Origin of the sequence: Streptomyces rectiviolaceus (genome assembly GCF_039533825.1) — a bacterium.
Classification (GTDB): domain Bacteria; phylum Actinomycetota; class Actinomycetes; order Streptomycetales; family Streptomycetaceae; genus Streptomyces; species Streptomyces rectiviolaceus.
Map to the genome: position 1 here is coordinate 688 of NZ_BAAAUG010000077.1, position 15,167 is coordinate 15,854.

The 15,167-nt window shown below is 70.9% G+C and carries 18 protein-coding genes and 1 riboswitch; of the genes, 11 read left to right on the forward strand and 7 right to left on the reverse strand.

Annotated elements, in window-relative coordinates; all coding sequences use genetic code 11:
- The 4 genes from ABD378_RS21465 to ABD378_RS21480 form a co-directional block, all read left to right on the forward strand.
- Positions 1 to 534: ATP-binding cassette domain-containing protein (locus ABD378_RS21465; RefSeq protein ID WP_344522560.1), on the forward strand; the 534-nt coding region annotated here is incomplete at its 5' end.
- Between the two features lie 112 nt (positions 535 to 646).
- The gene (locus ABD378_RS21470) at positions 647 to 1,504 is read left to right on the forward strand and encodes a phosphatidylinositol-specific phospholipase C/glycerophosphodiester phosphodiesterase family protein (protein WP_344522561.1); all 858 of its coding nucleotides are present in this window, start codon (positions 647 to 649) and stop codon (positions 1,502 to 1,504) included.
- A gap of 146 nt (positions 1,505 to 1,650) precedes the next feature.
- Positions 1,651 to 1,845 carry a hypothetical protein gene (locus ABD378_RS21475; RefSeq protein WP_160503040.1) on the forward strand — a complete coding sequence of 65 codons (195 nt, stop codon included), beginning with the start codon at positions 1,651 to 1,653 and terminating at the stop codon, positions 1,843 to 1,845.
- A gap of 84 nt (positions 1,846 to 1,929) precedes the next feature.
- Entirely contained in the window at positions 1,930 to 3,510 is a 1,581-nt protein-coding gene (locus tag ABD378_RS21480) for a hypothetical protein (RefSeq protein ID WP_344522565.1), read from the forward strand.
- A gap of 19 nt (positions 3,511 to 3,529) precedes the next feature.
- Here ABD378_RS21480 and ABD378_RS21485 read toward each other — a convergent pair whose 3' ends face one another.
- The 4 genes from ABD378_RS21485 to ABD378_RS21500 all read right to left on the reverse strand — a co-directional run bounded on the left by ABD378_RS21485 (position 3,530) and on the right by ABD378_RS21500 (position 6,909).
- The gene (locus ABD378_RS21485; RefSeq protein WP_344522567.1) at positions 3,530 to 4,714 is read right to left on the reverse strand and encodes a phosphodiester glycosidase family protein; all 1,185 of its coding nucleotides are present in this window, start codon (positions 4,712 to 4,714) and stop codon (positions 3,530 to 3,532) included.
- 200 nt (positions 4,715 to 4,914) lie between these two features.
- Positions 4,915 to 5,271 carry a DUF779 domain-containing protein gene (locus ABD378_RS21490; protein WP_344522569.1) on the reverse strand — a complete coding sequence of 119 codons (357 nt, stop codon included), beginning with the start codon at positions 5,269 to 5,271 and terminating at the stop codon, positions 4,915 to 4,917.
- A 111-nt stretch (positions 5,272 to 5,382) separates the two neighbouring features.
- On the reverse strand, positions 5,383 to 5,799 hold the full coding sequence (locus ABD378_RS21495; RefSeq protein ID WP_344522571.1) for an ATP-binding protein: 417 nt from the start codon (positions 5,797 to 5,799) through the stop codon (positions 5,383 to 5,385).
- Between the two features lie 225 nt (positions 5,800 to 6,024).
- Positions 6,025 to 6,909, reverse strand: a complete 885-nt coding sequence (locus ABD378_RS21500) for an alpha/beta fold hydrolase (protein WP_344522573.1) — start codon at positions 6,907 to 6,909, stop codon at positions 6,025 to 6,027.
- 132 nt (positions 6,910 to 7,041) lie between these two features.
- Here ABD378_RS21500 and ABD378_RS21505 point away from each other — a divergent pair, with 132 nt between their 5' ends.
- The gene (locus tag ABD378_RS21505; RefSeq protein ID WP_344522575.1) at positions 7,042 to 7,458 is read left to right on the forward strand and encodes a winged helix-turn-helix transcriptional regulator; all 417 of its coding nucleotides are present in this window, start codon (positions 7,042 to 7,044) and stop codon (positions 7,456 to 7,458) included.
- A 42-nt stretch (positions 7,459 to 7,500) separates the two neighbouring features.
- Here the strand turns inward: ABD378_RS21505 and ABD378_RS21510 are convergent, their stop codons facing one another.
- Positions 7,501 to 8,286, reverse strand: a complete 786-nt coding sequence (locus tag ABD378_RS21510; protein WP_344522577.1) for an SAM-dependent methyltransferase — start codon at positions 8,284 to 8,286, stop codon at positions 7,501 to 7,503.
- 133 nt (positions 8,287 to 8,419) lie between these two features.
- Positions 8,420 to 9,271: a LysR family transcriptional regulator gene (locus tag ABD378_RS21515; protein WP_344522579.1), complete on the reverse strand. Its 852-nt coding sequence runs from the start codon at positions 9,269 to 9,271 to the stop codon at positions 8,420 to 8,422.
- An 86-nt stretch (positions 9,272 to 9,357) separates the two neighbouring features.
- Between ABD378_RS21515 and ABD378_RS21520 the strand changes: the two genes are divergently transcribed.
- A complete protein-coding gene (locus tag ABD378_RS21520) occupies positions 9,358 to 10,260 on the forward strand; it encodes an EamA family transporter (protein ID WP_425583859.1) in 903 nt (300 codons plus the stop codon).
- Positions 10,261 to 10,289: 29 nt separating this feature from the next.
- Here the strand turns inward: ABD378_RS21520 and ABD378_RS21525 are convergent, their stop codons facing one another.
- Positions 10,290 to 11,150, reverse strand: coding sequence for a bifunctional 5,10-methylenetetrahydrofolate dehydrogenase/5,10-methenyltetrahydrofolate cyclohydrolase (locus ABD378_RS21525; protein ID WP_344522581.1), 861 nt, complete (start codon positions 11,148 to 11,150; stop codon positions 10,290 to 10,292).
- Between the two features lie 21 nt (positions 11,151 to 11,171).
- Positions 11,172 to 11,257, reverse strand: a riboswitch (ZMP/ZTP riboswitch).
- Between the two features lie 144 nt (positions 11,258 to 11,401).
- On the opposite strand from ABD378_RS21525, the gene ABD378_RS21530 reads away from it, so the two are divergent.
- The 5 genes from ABD378_RS21530 (at position 11,402) to ABD378_RS21550 (ending at position 14,992) form a co-directional block, all read left to right on the forward strand.
- The gene (locus tag ABD378_RS21530) at positions 11,402 to 12,409 is read left to right on the forward strand and encodes a DMT family transporter (RefSeq protein WP_344522583.1); all 1,008 of its coding nucleotides are present in this window, start codon (positions 11,402 to 11,404) and stop codon (positions 12,407 to 12,409) included.
- A gap of 97 nt (positions 12,410 to 12,506) precedes the next feature.
- Positions 12,507 to 13,298: a 2OG-Fe(II) oxygenase gene (locus ABD378_RS21535; RefSeq protein ID WP_344522585.1), complete on the forward strand. Its 792-nt coding sequence runs from the start codon at positions 12,507 to 12,509 to the stop codon at positions 13,296 to 13,298.
- Positions 13,299 to 13,410: 112 nt separating this feature from the next.
- A complete protein-coding gene (locus tag ABD378_RS21540; protein WP_344522587.1) occupies positions 13,411 to 13,914 on the forward strand; it encodes a methylated-DNA--[protein]-cysteine S-methyltransferase in 504 nt (167 codons plus the stop codon).
- A 41-nt stretch (positions 13,915 to 13,955) separates the two neighbouring features.
- Positions 13,956 to 14,690, forward strand: coding sequence for a 2OG-Fe(II) oxygenase (locus tag ABD378_RS21545; protein ID WP_344522589.1), 735 nt, complete (start codon positions 13,956 to 13,958; stop codon positions 14,688 to 14,690).
- The gene (locus ABD378_RS21550; protein WP_344522591.1) at positions 14,687 to 14,992 is read left to right on the forward strand and encodes a metal-binding protein; all 306 of its coding nucleotides are present in this window, start codon (positions 14,687 to 14,689) and stop codon (positions 14,990 to 14,992) included. Before ABD378_RS21545 ends, ABD378_RS21550 begins: the two co-directional genes overlap by 4 nt.
- The last annotated feature ends 175 nt before the right edge of the window (positions 14,993 to 15,167 follow it).

The window sequence follows — 15,167 nt, forward strand, 5'->3', positions numbered from 1 at the left end:
CGCGCCCCCCGCGCCCAGCGCACCGCCCTCGGCGTCGTCTTCCTGCAGCCCCGCCTCGCCGCCGACCTGCGCCTCACCCTCACGAACCTGATCGCCGAGCCGCTGCGCGCGGCCGGGCGCGGGGCCGAAGCCACCGCACAGGTACGGGAGTTGGCGGCCACGGTCGGCCTCGGCGAGGACCTCCTCGGCCGCAGGCCGCACGAGGTCAGCGACGGCCAGCTGCAGCGCGCCTGCCTGGCCCGCGCCCTGGTGCTCCGCCCGCGCTGGCTGATCTGCGACGAGATGACGGCGATGCTCGACGCCTCGACGACGGCCGCACTCGTGCACGCCGTGGAGCAGTACCGGCGGGAGAGCGGCGCGGGGCTGCTCGCGGTCGGGCACGACCGGGTGCTGCTCGAGCGGTGGTGCGAGCGGACCGTCCACTGGGGTGATCTTGCCGCGGACGCGGACGCGGACGCGGACGGGGGCGGGGGCGGGAACGTGGCCTGGGGTGCGGCGCGGGGGCACAGGGCGACGTGCGTTTCCCGGAGTTAACGCGGGGCGTCGATAGCGCCAACTCCCGTCCCCGGGGGGTTTCTTGACGCGAGCATGGCCTCATACTCACTGAGGCCCGCCCGTCGTCCCCTCGCCCTTTCCGGGAGTCTCCATGGCACTCATCACCCGTCGTAGAGCCCTCACCATCGGTGCCGCGCTCGCCGGCACCGCCGCCGTCCCCGCGTACGCCAAGGCAAGCGAGCGAGGACACCACCCCCGCCCTCTCATCCGCGCCCACGCGCACAACGACTACGAGCACCCCCGGCCCCTGTACGACGCGCTCGACCACCGCTTCGGCAGCGTCGAGGCCGACATCTACCTCGTCGACGGCGCGCTCCTGGTCGCGCACGACCCGATCGACCTCGATCCCACCCGCACCCTCGAATCGCTCTACCTGGACCCCCTGGCCGCCCGTGTGCGCGCCAACCACGGCTCCGTGTACCGGGGTTACCACCGCACCCCCTTCCAGCTCCTGATCGACATCAAGACCGAGGGCGCGGCGACGTACCTCGAACTCGACCGTCATCTGCGGCGCTACCGCCACCTGTTCACCACGTACTCCCACGGCAAGGTGCGCCGCGGTCCCGTGACCGCGGTGATCTCCGGTGACCGGGCCGCCCGCGCGCCCATGGAGGCCCAGCGCGTGCGCCGCGCCTTCTACGACGGGCGCCTCGCCGACCTGGGCGGCGCGGCGCCCGCCTCGCTCATCCCGCTGATCAGTGACAACTGGACGCTGAACTTCAGCTGGCAGGGCGTCGGCGCGGTGCCCGCCGCCGAGCGCGACAAGCTGCGCGGCATCGTCGCAGCCGCCCACAAACGCGGGCAGCGCGTCCGCTTCTGGGCGACACCCGACCTCGCGGGCCCGGCGCGTGACGCCGTCTGGGGCGAACTCCTCGCCGCCGGCGTCGACCACTTGAACACGGACGACCTTGCGGGGCTCGAGGCGTTCCTCGACGCCCACGGGCAGTAGCCCCCGGCCCGGCTGCGGTCACGCTGAAGCAACGCCCCGGCACATAACACCCGTTCGGAGGACATGCCGGTCGCCCGGACGGTCCCTCCGCTGCGCCACACTCGGCCCAGTGCCGCGGTGTTGACGTGGCGGAGGAGGTTGTCCCCATGGCCATTTCGGTCTCAGTCGTGCTGCTGCTCGTGATCCTGGCAGTGGTCTTTCTGCGCAACGGCGCGCTGAAGTTCTCGCACGCCCTGGTCTGCGCACTGCTCGGCTTCTACCTGGCGAGTTCGAGCATGGCGCCGACCATCCACAACGGGGTCACGGCCGCCGCGGACATCGTCAGCGGCTTGCAGCCGTGATCGTTCAGCCATGATCGTTGCGTGTTCATGAACAACTGTCACCTTTCCATGGACACTTCAAGACCCTGGCCCTAGCTTCGGCGCATGTCGCGTCGCAGAACCCTCAGCAGTGCCCTCGCCCTGACCGCTCTCACGGTCTCGGTCGCGTCCTTCGCGTATCCCGCCCAGGCGGACGACATACCCAAGGCGCCGGGGCACCGGCTCGTCGACCAGTACACCGGAACGCCCGCCGACGCCCGCCCGCTGCCCGGCGAACAGCCGCCCCAGCACCCGTATCTGGCCGCCAACGGCCGCAGCGGGATGCACGCCGACGCGGCGGGCAGTGGGACCTACCCCTGGAACGGGCCCCTGGGGAAGAAGCCGAAGGTCAGCAGCGAGAAGATGGCGGCGCTCGGCGGTGAGTGCGCCACCGTCACCTTCGACAAGGACGGCCGCATCGTCACCGTGTGCGGCACGTTCACCGGCTTCCTGGTCAAGCTGCTCGACCCGGACACGATGGAGACGCTCGCCGAGTACAAGCTGCCGCAGCGCCCCTCCACCGTCGAGGCCATCACGCGCCTGGACTTCTCGAAGATCTTCAAGGACACCTCGGGCGGCGCGTACTCGTATCTCGACAACGAGGACCGGCTCGTCCTCGCCGACTCCCGGCAGCACATCGTCCGGCTCGCGCACGAGCAGGCGGCGGACGGCAGTTGGCGCTTCGTCGTCGACAAGGACTGGGATCTGACGGCGCACGTCCCGCACGACTGCGTGACCTGGTCAAACCTCTACCCGAGCGGCGAATGTGACCCGATCACCTCGGTGATGCCCGACTGGGAGGGCCGCATCTGGTGGGTGACCCGGCAGGGACGAGTCGGCACGGTCGACCCCGCGTCCGGTGACATCCGCTCCATCCGCCTGGAGGGCGAGGAGATCCAGAACTCGTTCTCCGTCGCCGAGGACGGTGTGTCGATCGTCTCCGACCACGTGCTCTACAGTTTCCGGGCCGACAAGGACGGCACCCCGAAGGCCGTCTGGCGCCAGACCTACGACCGGGGGACGGGCACCAAGCCCGGCTCGGTGAACCAGGGTTCGGGCACCACCCCCGACCTCTTCGGCAAGGGCGACGCCGACTACGTGGCGATCACCGACAACGCAGACGACCGCATGAACGTCCTCGTCTACCGCCGGGGCGACGACGTCGCCGACGACAAGCGCCTCGTCTGCAAGGTCCCCGTCTTCCGCTCCGGCGCGTCCACCACCGACAACTCGCTGATCACCTGGGGCAACAGCCTCGTCGTCGAGAACAACTACGGCTACGAGAACATCACGTCGCTCACCTTCGGGCGCAGCGTCGTCGGCGGCGTCAGCAGGATCGACGTACGCGAGGACGGCAGCGGCTGCGACACCGTGTGGGAGAGCGACGTCCGCGCCCCGTCGAACGTGCCCAAACTGTCCACCGCCTCCGGGCTTCTGTACTTCTACACGAAGGAGCCGAGCAGCCTCGGCATCGATGCCTGGTACCTGACGGCCGTCGACTTCCGCACCGGCGAGACCAAGTGGAAGCGCCTCGCCGGCACGGGCATCGCGTACGACAACAACTGGGCGCCGGTGACCCTGGGCCCGGACGGCACGGCGTACGTGGGCGTGTTCAACGGCCTGGTGGCGGTGCGGGACACCGAGTGAACCACCGCCGCCCGGTCGGCTAGCCCAGGGAGAACACGCCGATTCCGTTCGGCACCGGGCGTTCCATCCCGCCGCTGGGGTGATTGCGTACGGTCACGGACTCGGCGCCCGGGGCCTTCGCGACCAGGGTGGCGGCCGATACCAGGGTGGAGGAGCCGCCGCCGTCCAGGCTGAAGCCCTCCCGCGCACCCAGTCCCCGCAGGGTCTTGGCCACTTCGGCGATGGTCAGCCCCGTACGGAATTCGGGGGAGCCGTCGAGGGAGAGGAGCAGGAGGCGTCTGCCGTTGTCGGAGATTCCGGCCGCCGTCCGCACGGCCGATGTGACGGAGTCGAGGCCGGGCAGCGGGGCGCCGCCGCGCAGGACCGGATAGCCGCCGAGCGCGAAGCGGAACGGGGTGCGTGACGCGGCCGCCACCAGGCGGTGCCGGACCCCCACCCGGTCGCCGACCGACAGCTTGCGCAGTTCCTGTGCGCCCGCCTCACGGCCGACGAGGACCGTGGTGCCGCGGGCCACCGGTCCGCTGCCGGGCGTGCCCGCGGACTCCACGACGCGGCCGCCGCGCACCTTCACCTCATGGGTGTCCGTGCTGCAGGGTGCGCCGCGGCTCGTGTCGGTGCCGCAGGTGGAGCGCACCCGCGAGGTGCTGCCCCAGTCGCTGGTGAACGCGCCGACGGAACCCACCGGGAGTGCGTACTGATTGAGCCCGCCGAGCGGCAACCGCGTCTGGGGGGTGCGGACTTCGCCGTCGAGCCGGAGGTTGTCCATGCGGGCCCGGCCGTCGGAGCCCACGCCGAGCACGGCTTCGGTGGTCACACCGGGCGGCATCGCCGGACCGAAGCGCTGACCGTTCGGCACCGCCGCCTTGAGGGCACGGCCGCGTGCGACCGCCGGGCCGACGGGCGCGCCGGTGGCCTCCACGCCCGGATGCTGGGTCTCGGAGATGTTGAAGAAGTCGCCGTTGATCCCGCCGACCGCCCCCGCTCCGTCCGCGAGCGCGGAGACGACGGAGCGGGCGCCGACCGCACCCGGATAGAGGAGTCCGACGCTGGTGCGCGGATCGCTGAGGTCGACGTCGAGTACGTGCGCGCGGGCCATGCCGTGGGAAGCCGGGATGTCGAACTGCCAGTACTCCACGCCTGGCGCAATCCGCGACTCGGCCATCTTGTCGGTCGCCTGCACGCCGCTGGCCGGTGCCGCTCCCATCAGAGCCGCACCGGCCAGCGTGCCGAATGCCGTGAGTACCGATAGCGCCGCTCTCGCCGTTCTGAACCGTCCCAAGGTGTGCTTGCGCCGTGTTGACACCCATGCCCCCTCAAGTCTCCCTGGCCGACCGACCGCCTCAGTCTGAGGGTCGGTCAGAAAGTGCACCAGGGGGCAGCGCCGTATGGGTGCAGGGCCGGTGGCTAAGTGCCGACCAACCGGGAACGGATGAGGAAACGTACGCCTTCCGGGGCTTCGAGGGAGAAGCCGCTGCCACGGCCGGGCACCACGTCCACGATCAGCCGGGTATGACTCCACACGCCGTACTGGCTCTTCGACATCCAGAAGGAGACCGGTTCCGCCACGCCCTCGACGGCCAGCGACGCCAGCCGCACATCGGAGTCGCCGGTCCGGAACTCACCCTCCGGGAAGCACATGGGCGCACTGCCGTCGCAGCAGCCGCCGGACTGATGGAACATCAGCGGTCCGTGGGTCTCCCGCAGTCGCCGCACGAGATCGGCGGCGGCGGGGGTCAGCTCCACGCGCGGGGTATCGGTCATGGCCAGCCGCTCCTCGGTCGCCGGGCCGCCGTCCAGGCGGTGCCCCAGTCAACTCCGGGCAAGGTTGCGAGGACGTTGCGGCCAGGAGCGCTGCCGTGGCTCACGACGCCGTCAGGTGAGTACCGCCCGGACCGCCTTGCCCTGCCTGCCGCTGCCGACGACCTCAAGGCGCGCGGCGAGGTGCCGCACCATCGCGAGGCCCCGTCCGCTCTCCCGTTCGGTGCTCGGCTTGAGCACGCGCGGGCCGATGGGGCTCGCGTCATGGACCTCGACGGTCACGTGGTCGTCGGACACCTCCAGGCGCAGGCGGCAGGGGCTGCGGCCGTGCTGGGTGGCGTTGGTGACGAGTTCGGACACGATCAGCGTGGCGTCGTCCACCCGCTCGGAGTCCACCTTCGTCACGTGCCGACGGGGCCGGGTGAGGAACGCGGAGGTCAATCTCCGTGCCCGGCCGGCCGATGCCGCCTCCTGCGGCAGTGTGTACTCAACGCGGGCGATGTGCCGATGGGCGCGCTGGTGCGCACGCATGGCAGCTCACTTCCCTCCCCTGGGACAACAGGCGTGCTCGCGGCGGCTTCCGCTCACCGGGGCCGCGGCATGTCTTGCGCGGCCGATCCTGCCCCACGGTGATGCCCGCCCTGGCTGATCGCCAATCAAGCTCCTGCAAGCGCGGACGGGATCGCGGGCCGACAGCCTCGCACGGTGCTTCCGGGACGACGCGCCGCAGGGCGTGCTAGACCTGTTCGCCGGCGATTAGCCGTCCAGGCCGGGGCGATCGGCGGCGAGGAAGGGGCCGAGCAGGTCGAGCAGGGCCTGGGGGCGGTCAAGCGGGATGATGTGGCCGCAGTCCTGGACGAGGTGGCCGGTCAGGTCGTCGGCGAGGGGGCGCACCTGCCGTTCGAGCGCCGCTCCGACGGGGTGGGAGCCGATCGTCATCGTCGGCATGGTGAGCCGGGCGTGTGCGGCGGCGTCCTGGATCTGCCGCCCGCTGGTGGGCATGGCCCGGTAGTGGGAGAACGCGCAGCGAAGGGCGTCGTGGCCGGTGTAGGCGCTGTGGAAAGCGTCCCGTACGCGGTCAGGGACACCGCGGCCGTGTGTGCCGGTGTGCAGGAACCAGTCGATGTACTCGGCCTCGTGCCCGGCCAGGACATGCTCGGCGAGCCCGGGGACCGAGTGGAAACCGAACCACCACGGCGGGCCCCCGGCGAGGAAGTCCTCCGCCCCGGGCAGGGGCCCCAGGAGCGACTCCATGACGACGAGCCTCCGTACGAGATCGGGTCGTCGCAGCGCGAGAAGGAAGGCGGGCGGCGTGCCGGCGTCGATGCCGACGACCGCCGCGCTCCTCTCCCCGAGCGCGTCGAGGAGCCCTTCGGCGTCGGCGGCGAGGGTGGCCGCGTCGTATCCGTCGGCCGCCCGGGTGCTGGCGCCGAGTCCGCGCAGGTCCGGGGCGATGACGCGATACCGCTCGGCGAGCCGGGGCATGACCTCGCTCCAGAGCTGCCAGGTGTGCGGGAAGCCGTGGAGCAGCAGGACGGCCGGGCCGGTGCCGGTGATCGCCACGTTGGCCGTGATGCCGTTGGTGGTGATTTGCCGCAGAGAGATGTTGGGGGCGGTGGACTCGGCTGGGGGGAGGTGCATGGTGAGTGGCTCCGATGTGGTTACCATTGGTGACTACATGAGGCTAGGTAACCGTTTCCGACCTGCCAAGAAGGCACTTTCCCGACAGGTGGTGAGCCCGAGGTGACTACCCCTCCCAAGGCGAGTCGTGCGGTGAGTCCCACGGCGAGGGCGCGCGGTGATCTCTTCGACCCCGACTGCCCGACCCGTCGGCTTCTCGACCGCATCGGTACGAAGTGGACGTCCATGGCGGTCAAGGTCCTCGCGGAGGCCGAACCGCACGAGGTCCGCTTCGCCGAGCTGCGGCGCCGTATGCCGGGTGTCTCGCAGAAGATGCTGTCCACGACCCTGCAGGGCATGGCGCGCGACGGACTGGTCTCCCGCCGGGTGGAGCCGACGGTGCCGCCACGCGTGCACTACCGGCTGACCGGCCTGGGTCTTTCCCTGGAGGGTCCGCTCGCCGTGGTCAGGGCGTGGGCCGAGGAGCACATGGCGGAGATCGACATGGCCAATGAGCGCAGCGCGGCGGCAGCGGACGGGTACGAGGCCTACGAGGCCTACGAGGCCTGAGGCGCGGGCGTCAGAGCCTGGCGTGCCCAGCCCTCGTACCCGTCAGGAAACGCGCGCCACGGCCGCGTAGATCCCGCTGCCCTCCGCGTCCGGGCGTGCCGTGTCCTTGAACCACTCCGGGGCCGTCACCAGGCCCGGCTCGACGAGGTCGAGCCCGTCGAAGAAGCGGCCGACCCCGGTGCGGGTGCGGAAGCCGAGCCGGATGCCGCCCTTCGCGTACTCGGCGGTGACCTGCTCGGCCAGCTCCGGGTAGAGGTCGGACGCGGCGTGCGAGAGCACCAGATGGCTGCCGGAGGGCAGGGCGTCGACCAGCGTGCCCACGATGCCGTACGGGTCCTGGTCGTCGGGCAGGAAATGCATGAGCGCGATCAGGGAGAGGGCGATCGGGCGGTCGAAGTCGAGGAGGCCGCGGGCGTGTTCGAGGATCTCCAGCGGCTCGCGGACGTCCGCCTGGATGTAGTCGGTCAGCCCCTCGGGACGGCTGACCAGCAGGGCCTCGGCATGGCGCAGCACGATGGGGTCGTTGTCGGTGTAGACGACCCGCGCCGACGGCACGATCTCCTGGACGATCTGGTGCAGGTTCGGCGCGGTGGGTATCCCGGTGCCGATGTCGAGGAACTGGTCCATGCCCTGGGCGGCGAGCCAGGCGGTCGCGCGGTGCATGAACGCGCGGTTCTGCCGCGCGGCGTCCTTCGCCTCGGGCGGCAGCTTGTCGCCCACCGCCTCGTCGACGGGGTAGTTGTCCTTGCCGCCGAGCAGCCAGTCGTAGACACGCGCGGGATGCGGGCGGCTGGTGTCGATCGTCGGCCTGGGCGCACCTGCGGTCATGACGTACTCCGTTGCTGCTGCGAGACGCTTGGGTCGCCGCAGTCTGCCACAGCAACATCAGCTTGAGCAGGGGGTGTTGGGGCTTCGGCTTGCGGCACGGCACGGCACGGCCCCGGCATGGACGGACGCCGCCTCACGTCCGGTAGAGGTCCGTCAGGAGCGCCACGGCCGCGTGCGTCATCGGGTGCGGGTCATGGCGGCGCCAGATGAGGTGGACGGCGATGGGGTCGGCGTCGCGCAGCGGGCGGAACACGACGCCGTCGCGGCGGTACTGGTTGGCGGTGCTCTCCGGGGTGAGCCCGACGCAGCGGCCCGACGCGATGATGGCCAGCCAGTCGTCGATGTCCTGGGTGTACTCCACCGGGGGACGGGCCTCTTCGGGCCACAGCTCGGCGGTGGTGGTGCCGGTGCGCCGGTCGATGAGGAGCGTCCGGTCCCGTATGTCGGCCAGCGGGATGGAGCGCCGTCTGGCCCACGTGTCGTCGCTCGCCAGGGCACAGAAGCGGCGCTCGTGTCCGACGACGGCGCTGGCGAAACGGGACTCGTTGAAGGTGGTACGCACTACGGCGAGGTCGCACAGGCCCTCGGCCAGGCCGCCGGTCGCGGAGTTCGTCCGGATCAAGGACAGCTCGACGTCGGGATGCCCGGCGGCCCAGCGGCGCTGGAACTCCGCCGTGTACCGGCCCATCGCCGACCAGGCGTGGCCGATGCGCAGCCGGGTGTGTCCGGTGGTCGCCTCACGGATGAGGTCATCGGCCTCCGCGAGGAGATGCCGGGCGCGTGCGAGCACCTGCACTCCCGCGGTCGTGGGCGTGATGCTGCGGCTCGTTCGGTGCAGGAGGCGCACCCCGAGCACATCCTCGAGCCCGCCGAGGGTTCGGGAGACGGCCGCTTGGGAGACACCCAGCTCCGCGGCGGCATCGGTGAAGCCGCCGGTGTCGACGATGGCGACCAGGCAGCGCAGATGCCGCAGTTCCAGATCCATGGCCACAGTCTATGAATAACCAGAGCGTATGGATGAGTGCTCGCATGCATTTTTCGTATGCGCGCGGGTGGCGCATCCTGCGGTGCATGCGTACGTCTCAGAGCCAAGCCTTGCCCGCCGCCGTCCCGGCCGGTTCGGGCGGTCCGGGGGGCCCGGCAGGGGCCTCACGCGGCCGTCTGTCGGGCATGGCGATGATGTTCGGCAGCGGTTTGTCCAACCAAGTCGGCGCCGCCACCGGCGCCTTGGCGTTCGGCGCCATCGGTCCGGCCGGTGTCGTGGCCGTGCGGCAATGGGTCGCCGGAGCCGTGCTCCTCACGGTGGGCAGGCCCAAGGTGCGGTCCTTCACCTGGCGTCAGTGGTGGCCGCTGCTGTGCCTGGCCGCGGTCTTCGCCACCATGAACCTCTCCCTGTACACCGCGATCGACCGCGTGGGCCTCGGCCTTGCGGTGACCCTGGAGTTCCTGGGCCCGCTGACGGTGGCGCTGGCCGCCTCGCGCCGCGCGGTGGACCTCGGCTGCGCGGTCGTGGCGGGGGCCGCGGTGGTCGCCCTGGCCCGCCCGCAACCCAGCACGGACTACGTCGGCATCGCGCTCGGCCTGCTCGCCGCGGCCTGCTGGGCCTCGTACATCCTGCTCAACCGCACGGTCGGAGCCCGCCTCCCGGGCGTCGAGGGTTCGGCCGCCGCCGCGGGGGTCTCCGGGCTCCTCTATCTGCCGGTCGGCATCGCGGTGCTCGCCCACCACCCGCCGACGGCCACCGCCCTGGCCTGCGCGACCACCGCGGGCATCCTCTCCTCCGCGGTCCCGTTCCTCGCCGACCTGCTCGCCCTGCGCCGGGTCGACGCCCGTTTCTTCGGGATCTTCATGAGCGTCAACCCGGTTCTCGCGGCGCTGGTGGGAATGGTGGTCCTGGGGCAGTCCCTGGACTGGGTGGAGTGGCTGGCCATCGCCGCGATCGTGTCGGCGAACGGGGTCAGCGTGCTGAGGTGACCCCCAGGAGGCCCATGGGGTGACCGCCGTCAGTCCAGGCCGAGTTGCCGTGTCGCCGCCTCGACCGTCTGGGCGAGGAGCACCGCGATGGTCATGGGGCCGACGCCGCCGGGTACGGGCGTGATCAGGCTCGCGCGCTCCCGGGCGGAGTCGAAGTCGACGTCGCCTACGTTGCCCGGGTTGTAGCCCGCGTCGATCACCACGGCGCCGGGCTTGATGTCCGCGCCGGTGATGAACCGCGGCCGTCCGACCGCGGCGAGCAGGACGTCGGCCTGCCGCACGATCGCGGGCAGGTCCGCGGTGCGCGAGTGGCAGTAGGTGACCGTCGCGTTTTTGCCCAGGAGCAGCATGCCCGCGGGCTTGCCGAGGATGGCGCTGCGTCCCACGACGACCGCGTGCTTGCCGGTGAGGTCGACGTCGTACTCGTCGAGCAGGCGCATGATGCCGCCGGGGGTGCACGACACGAAGCCGGGCAGGCCGAAGCCCATCGCCGCGAAGGAGTGCATGGTGACCCCGTCGACGTCCTTGTCCGGTGCGATCGCCTCGAAGGCCGCGCGCTCGTCGATGTGGGGCCCCACGGGGTGCTGCAGCAGGATGCCGTGCACGGTCGGGTCCTGGGAGAGGGCGGTGATCGTCGCGACCAGTTCGGCGGTGGAGACCGAGGCGGGCAGGGCCACGTGCCGTGACTCGATGCCGGCCTTCTCGCAGCGGGAGCGCTTCATGCGGACGTAGGTCACCGATGCGGGGTCCTCGCCGACGAGGACGGTCGCCAGGCAAGGGGATGCTCCGGTGTGCCGAAGGATGTCGGCCGCGGTCGCGGAGCTGGATTCGACGATGCGGCGGGCGAGGCCGGTGCCGTCCATCAGGCGAGCTGTCTGCGTCTGGGGCATGTGCCACTCCTGAGCTTCAGGGGGATTCGCCCAGGCGCGCGGCATCGACACGATGTCAGGCCGCTCCCCGGTGGTACTCCACCTCAGCGCCAGTCACGGCCCGCCTCTCACCCTAAGGGACGGTGCGGGCCGCGAAGCCGTGGGTTCTGAGGATGTAGCTGAGCTTAAGGAAAGTTCAAATCTCTTTGCTTGTCCTTTCAAGTCGGCGGCGGCATCGTTCACTGACAACGGCCAGAGCGAGGAGAACCACAGTGAACGGCGTCCCCGGGAGAACGTGGGCAGCGGCAAGGGTGGGCGTACTCGCCCTCCTCTGGGGATCGACCTTCCTCTGGATCGAACTCGCCCTGGAGGGACTGTCTCCCGTACAGGTCACCCTTCTGCGCTGCACGCTCGGGGCGGCCACCCTGACGGTCCTGCTCTTCAGCACGCGCAACCGTCTTCCCCAGGGCCGTGCGACGTGGAAGCACATCTTCGTCGCCGCCTTCTTCTGCAACGCCCTGCCCTTCGGACTCTTCAGCGTCGGCCAGCAGACCGTCGACTCCGGGGTGGCGGGCGCGCTGAACGCGACGACTCCGCTGTGGTCGGTCCTGATCGGCCTGGCCATCGGCACGGAACGAGGGCTGCGACCCGTTCGCCTCGCGGGGCTCCTTGTCGGTTTCGCGGGTACGTCGCTGATCTTCGCCCCGTGGCAGCAGTCAGGGCTGACGAGTTGGGGCGCCCTCGCGATCGTGGGAGCGGCGGCGAGTTACGCCGTCGGCTTCGCGTACATGGGGCATCACCTCGTGGGGAAGGGCATGCCCACCCTGTCCCTCTCCGCGGCCCAGCTCATGGCGGCGACGGGCCTGACGGCGCTGGCCCTGCCGGTCGGCGGCCTGGAGGCGATCCACGTCGATCAGACGGCCCTGATCGCCGTCGTCGTCCTCGGGATCTTCGCCACCGGCGTCACCTTCCACCTCACCTACCGGATCATCGCGGACGAGGGCGCGACCAACGCCGCGACCGTCGGGTATCTGCTGCCGGTGGTCTCCGTGGCGTTGGGCGCCATCGTGCTCGACGAGGCGTTCAGCTTCCGGGTGGCCGCGGGAATGGCGGTCGTACTCGTGGGAGTGGGTATGACGCGTCGCCAGAAGCGGAATCCGGATGCGTTGGCCCCGGTAGCCCCGGTAGCCCCGGTAGCCCCGGTAGCCCCGGTAGTCCCGGTAGTCCCGGTAGTCCCGGTAGCCCCGGCGGCCCCGGCGGCCCCGGCGGCCGAGAAGTGAACGTCATGTCCGAATGCCGCCAGCGTGCGCACACGCGGCCGACGAGCATCGAGTACGCCGGGGCCACCCTGCCCCACCGTACGAAGGACCCGGAATCATGCACCAGCCCGTCCATACCCCCCTCACCCTCGACCTCTTCAGCCCGGCGTCCGAGTCGGAAGCGCCCCCGCGCAGCCCATCCGACCCGACGATTCCCGCACTCGGTGAGCTGAACTGGGCGGAGCTGTATGCCCAGTTGAACGAGGAGGGTGTGGCCGTCACGCCCCCTTTGCTGTCACGGGAGCAGTGTCAGGAGCTGATCGGCACGTTCGACGAGCCCGGCCTGTTCCGCTCGACCGTGGTCATGCAGCGCCACAACTTCGGCCGAGGCACCTACAAGTACTTCGCCGACCCGGCAGCCGTCCCGCTCGTGCGGACACTGCGCGAGGAGCTGTATCCACCGATGGCGTGGATGGCCAACCAGTGGGCCCCGCGACTCGGCGAGCGCACCTTCCCGCCCACCCTCGACGAGCTGATCGCCGAGTGTGCGGAGAACGGGCAGCGACGGCCCACCCCGCTGCTCCTGAACTACGGCGAGGGCGACTACGCCTGTCTGCATCAGGACGTCTACGGCGACATCGTCTTCCCCCTGCAGATCGCCGTCATGCTGAACCAGTCCGGCGAGGACTTCACCGGCGGCGAGAACGTCTTCGTCGAGCAGCGGCCGCGCTTCCAGTCCCGCGCCCTCGTCGTCAGGCCGCAGCTCGGCCAGGGCATGGTCTTCCCCGTCCGGCACCGGCCCGTCCGCGGCCGGAACGGCTACCGCCGCCACCCCATGCGGCACGGCACCAACGCCGTCGGTTCAGGCCACCGGACCACGCTCGGCGTGATCTTCCACAACGCCCGCTGACGGCGGCAGCGCGGTGTCCGAATCCCGCCAGCATCCGCGATCGTGAGACGTCACTGTTGAACGTGGAAGGAAGCAAGGCGAGGCAAGCAAGGAAGGGAAAGAGGAGGTCACGATGACCGTCTGTACGACCATCACCAGCCCGCTCGGCGAACTGCTCCTGCTGGGAGAGCCGACACCGGACGGCGTCACCCTGACGTCGCTGTCCATGCCCGGCCAGAAGAACGCCCCGGCTGTGCGGAGCGGCTGGAACAGCGACCCCGACCGCTTCTTGGACGTCGCACGACAGCTGGCCGCCTACTTCGACGGTGAACTCACCCAGTTCGACATCGAGTTCACCCCGAGCGGCACGGACTTCCAGCAGCGCGTCTGGCACGCCCTGGAGGAGATCCCGTACGGCACGTCGACCACCTATGGCGAGCTCGCCGGGCGGATCGGCGTGGAGCGCGGGCGGGTCCAGGCCCTGGGGGCCGCGATCGGCGCGAACCCCTTGCTGCTGGTGCGCCCGTGCCACCGCGTGATCGGCGCGGACGGCTCCATGCGCGGGTACGCGGGCGGCGTGGAGCGCAAGGTCTGGCTCCTCACCCATGAGGGCGCCCTGCAGCCCGCCCTCATGTGACCCGCACGACTGACCCGCACGACCACGAAGGACCCCTCATCATGATCGACACCACGCACCCCACGGACGCCCGCGTCGGTGAACACGTCGCCGCCGGGGACTGGGACGCGCTGAGCGCCGAGCTCGACGAGCACGGCCACGCCCTCACCGGCCGGCTCCTGGATCCCGACGCCTGCCGCGACATCGCCGCCCTGTACGACGAGACCGACCACTTCCGCACGACCATCGACATGGCCCGCTACCGCTTCGGCTCCGGCCAGTACCGCTACTTCACCCACGAACTGCCCGACGTCGTACGGGAGTTGCGCGAAGCGTTCTACCCCCGGCTGCTGCCCATCGCCCGCGACTGGGCGGCGAAGCTCGGAAAACCCGCCCCCTGGCCCGACAGCCTGGGGGAGTGGGTGGCGATGTGCCACGCGGCAGGGCAGGCCAAGTCCGCACAGATCCTGCTCCGTTACGGGCCCGGGGACTGGAACGCCCTGCACCGGGACGTGTTCGGCGAGATGCTCTTCCCGCTCCAGGTCGTCATCGGGCTCGACGCCCCGGGGGCCGACTTCACCGGCGGCGAGTTCATCATGACCGAGCAGCGCCCCCGCGCCCAGTCGCGCGGATCGTCCACGACCCTGCCGCAAGGTCACGGGCTCATCTTCACGACCCGCGACCGGCCCGTGGCCTCCAAGCGCGGCTGGTCGACCGGGCCGATGCGGCACGGCGTGAGCACCGTCCGCTCCGGGCGACGGCGCACGCTCGGCCTGGTCTTCCACGACGCGGCGTGAACCCCTCCCGGCCCGGGGGGCCGGGCCCGCCGCGTACGTACACGCTGCGCGGTCCGGACGGAGAGCCGTACCCCAGCGCCGCGCCGGGCACCCTGGGCGGACACCGCCGCGGGCGCCTGTACGGCTGCCTCGACTGCCCCTCCGCGCTGCGGGCCGTCGCCCGCGGCGCCTACGCCACCCACCGGGTGTTCTTCCCCGACGAGGCCACCGCGATCGCGGCCGGATACCGTCCCTGTGCGGTCTGCCTGCCCGCTCAGTACGCTCGCTGGAAAGCAGACCCAGAAAGCACCGGCACACCATGAGCATCCTGAAGGAGCGGGAGTCATCCCGCTCGCCCCTCATCGGCGCCGCCGAGTCGGCCGCCCACGCGGACCTGCCCGCGCCCGCCCCGCACACCGAAGCCGAACTCGCCGCCCTCATCGGCCTGTTGACGCTGCCGAAGGCGCGGATCGAGACCGTCACCATCGGCCACAGCCG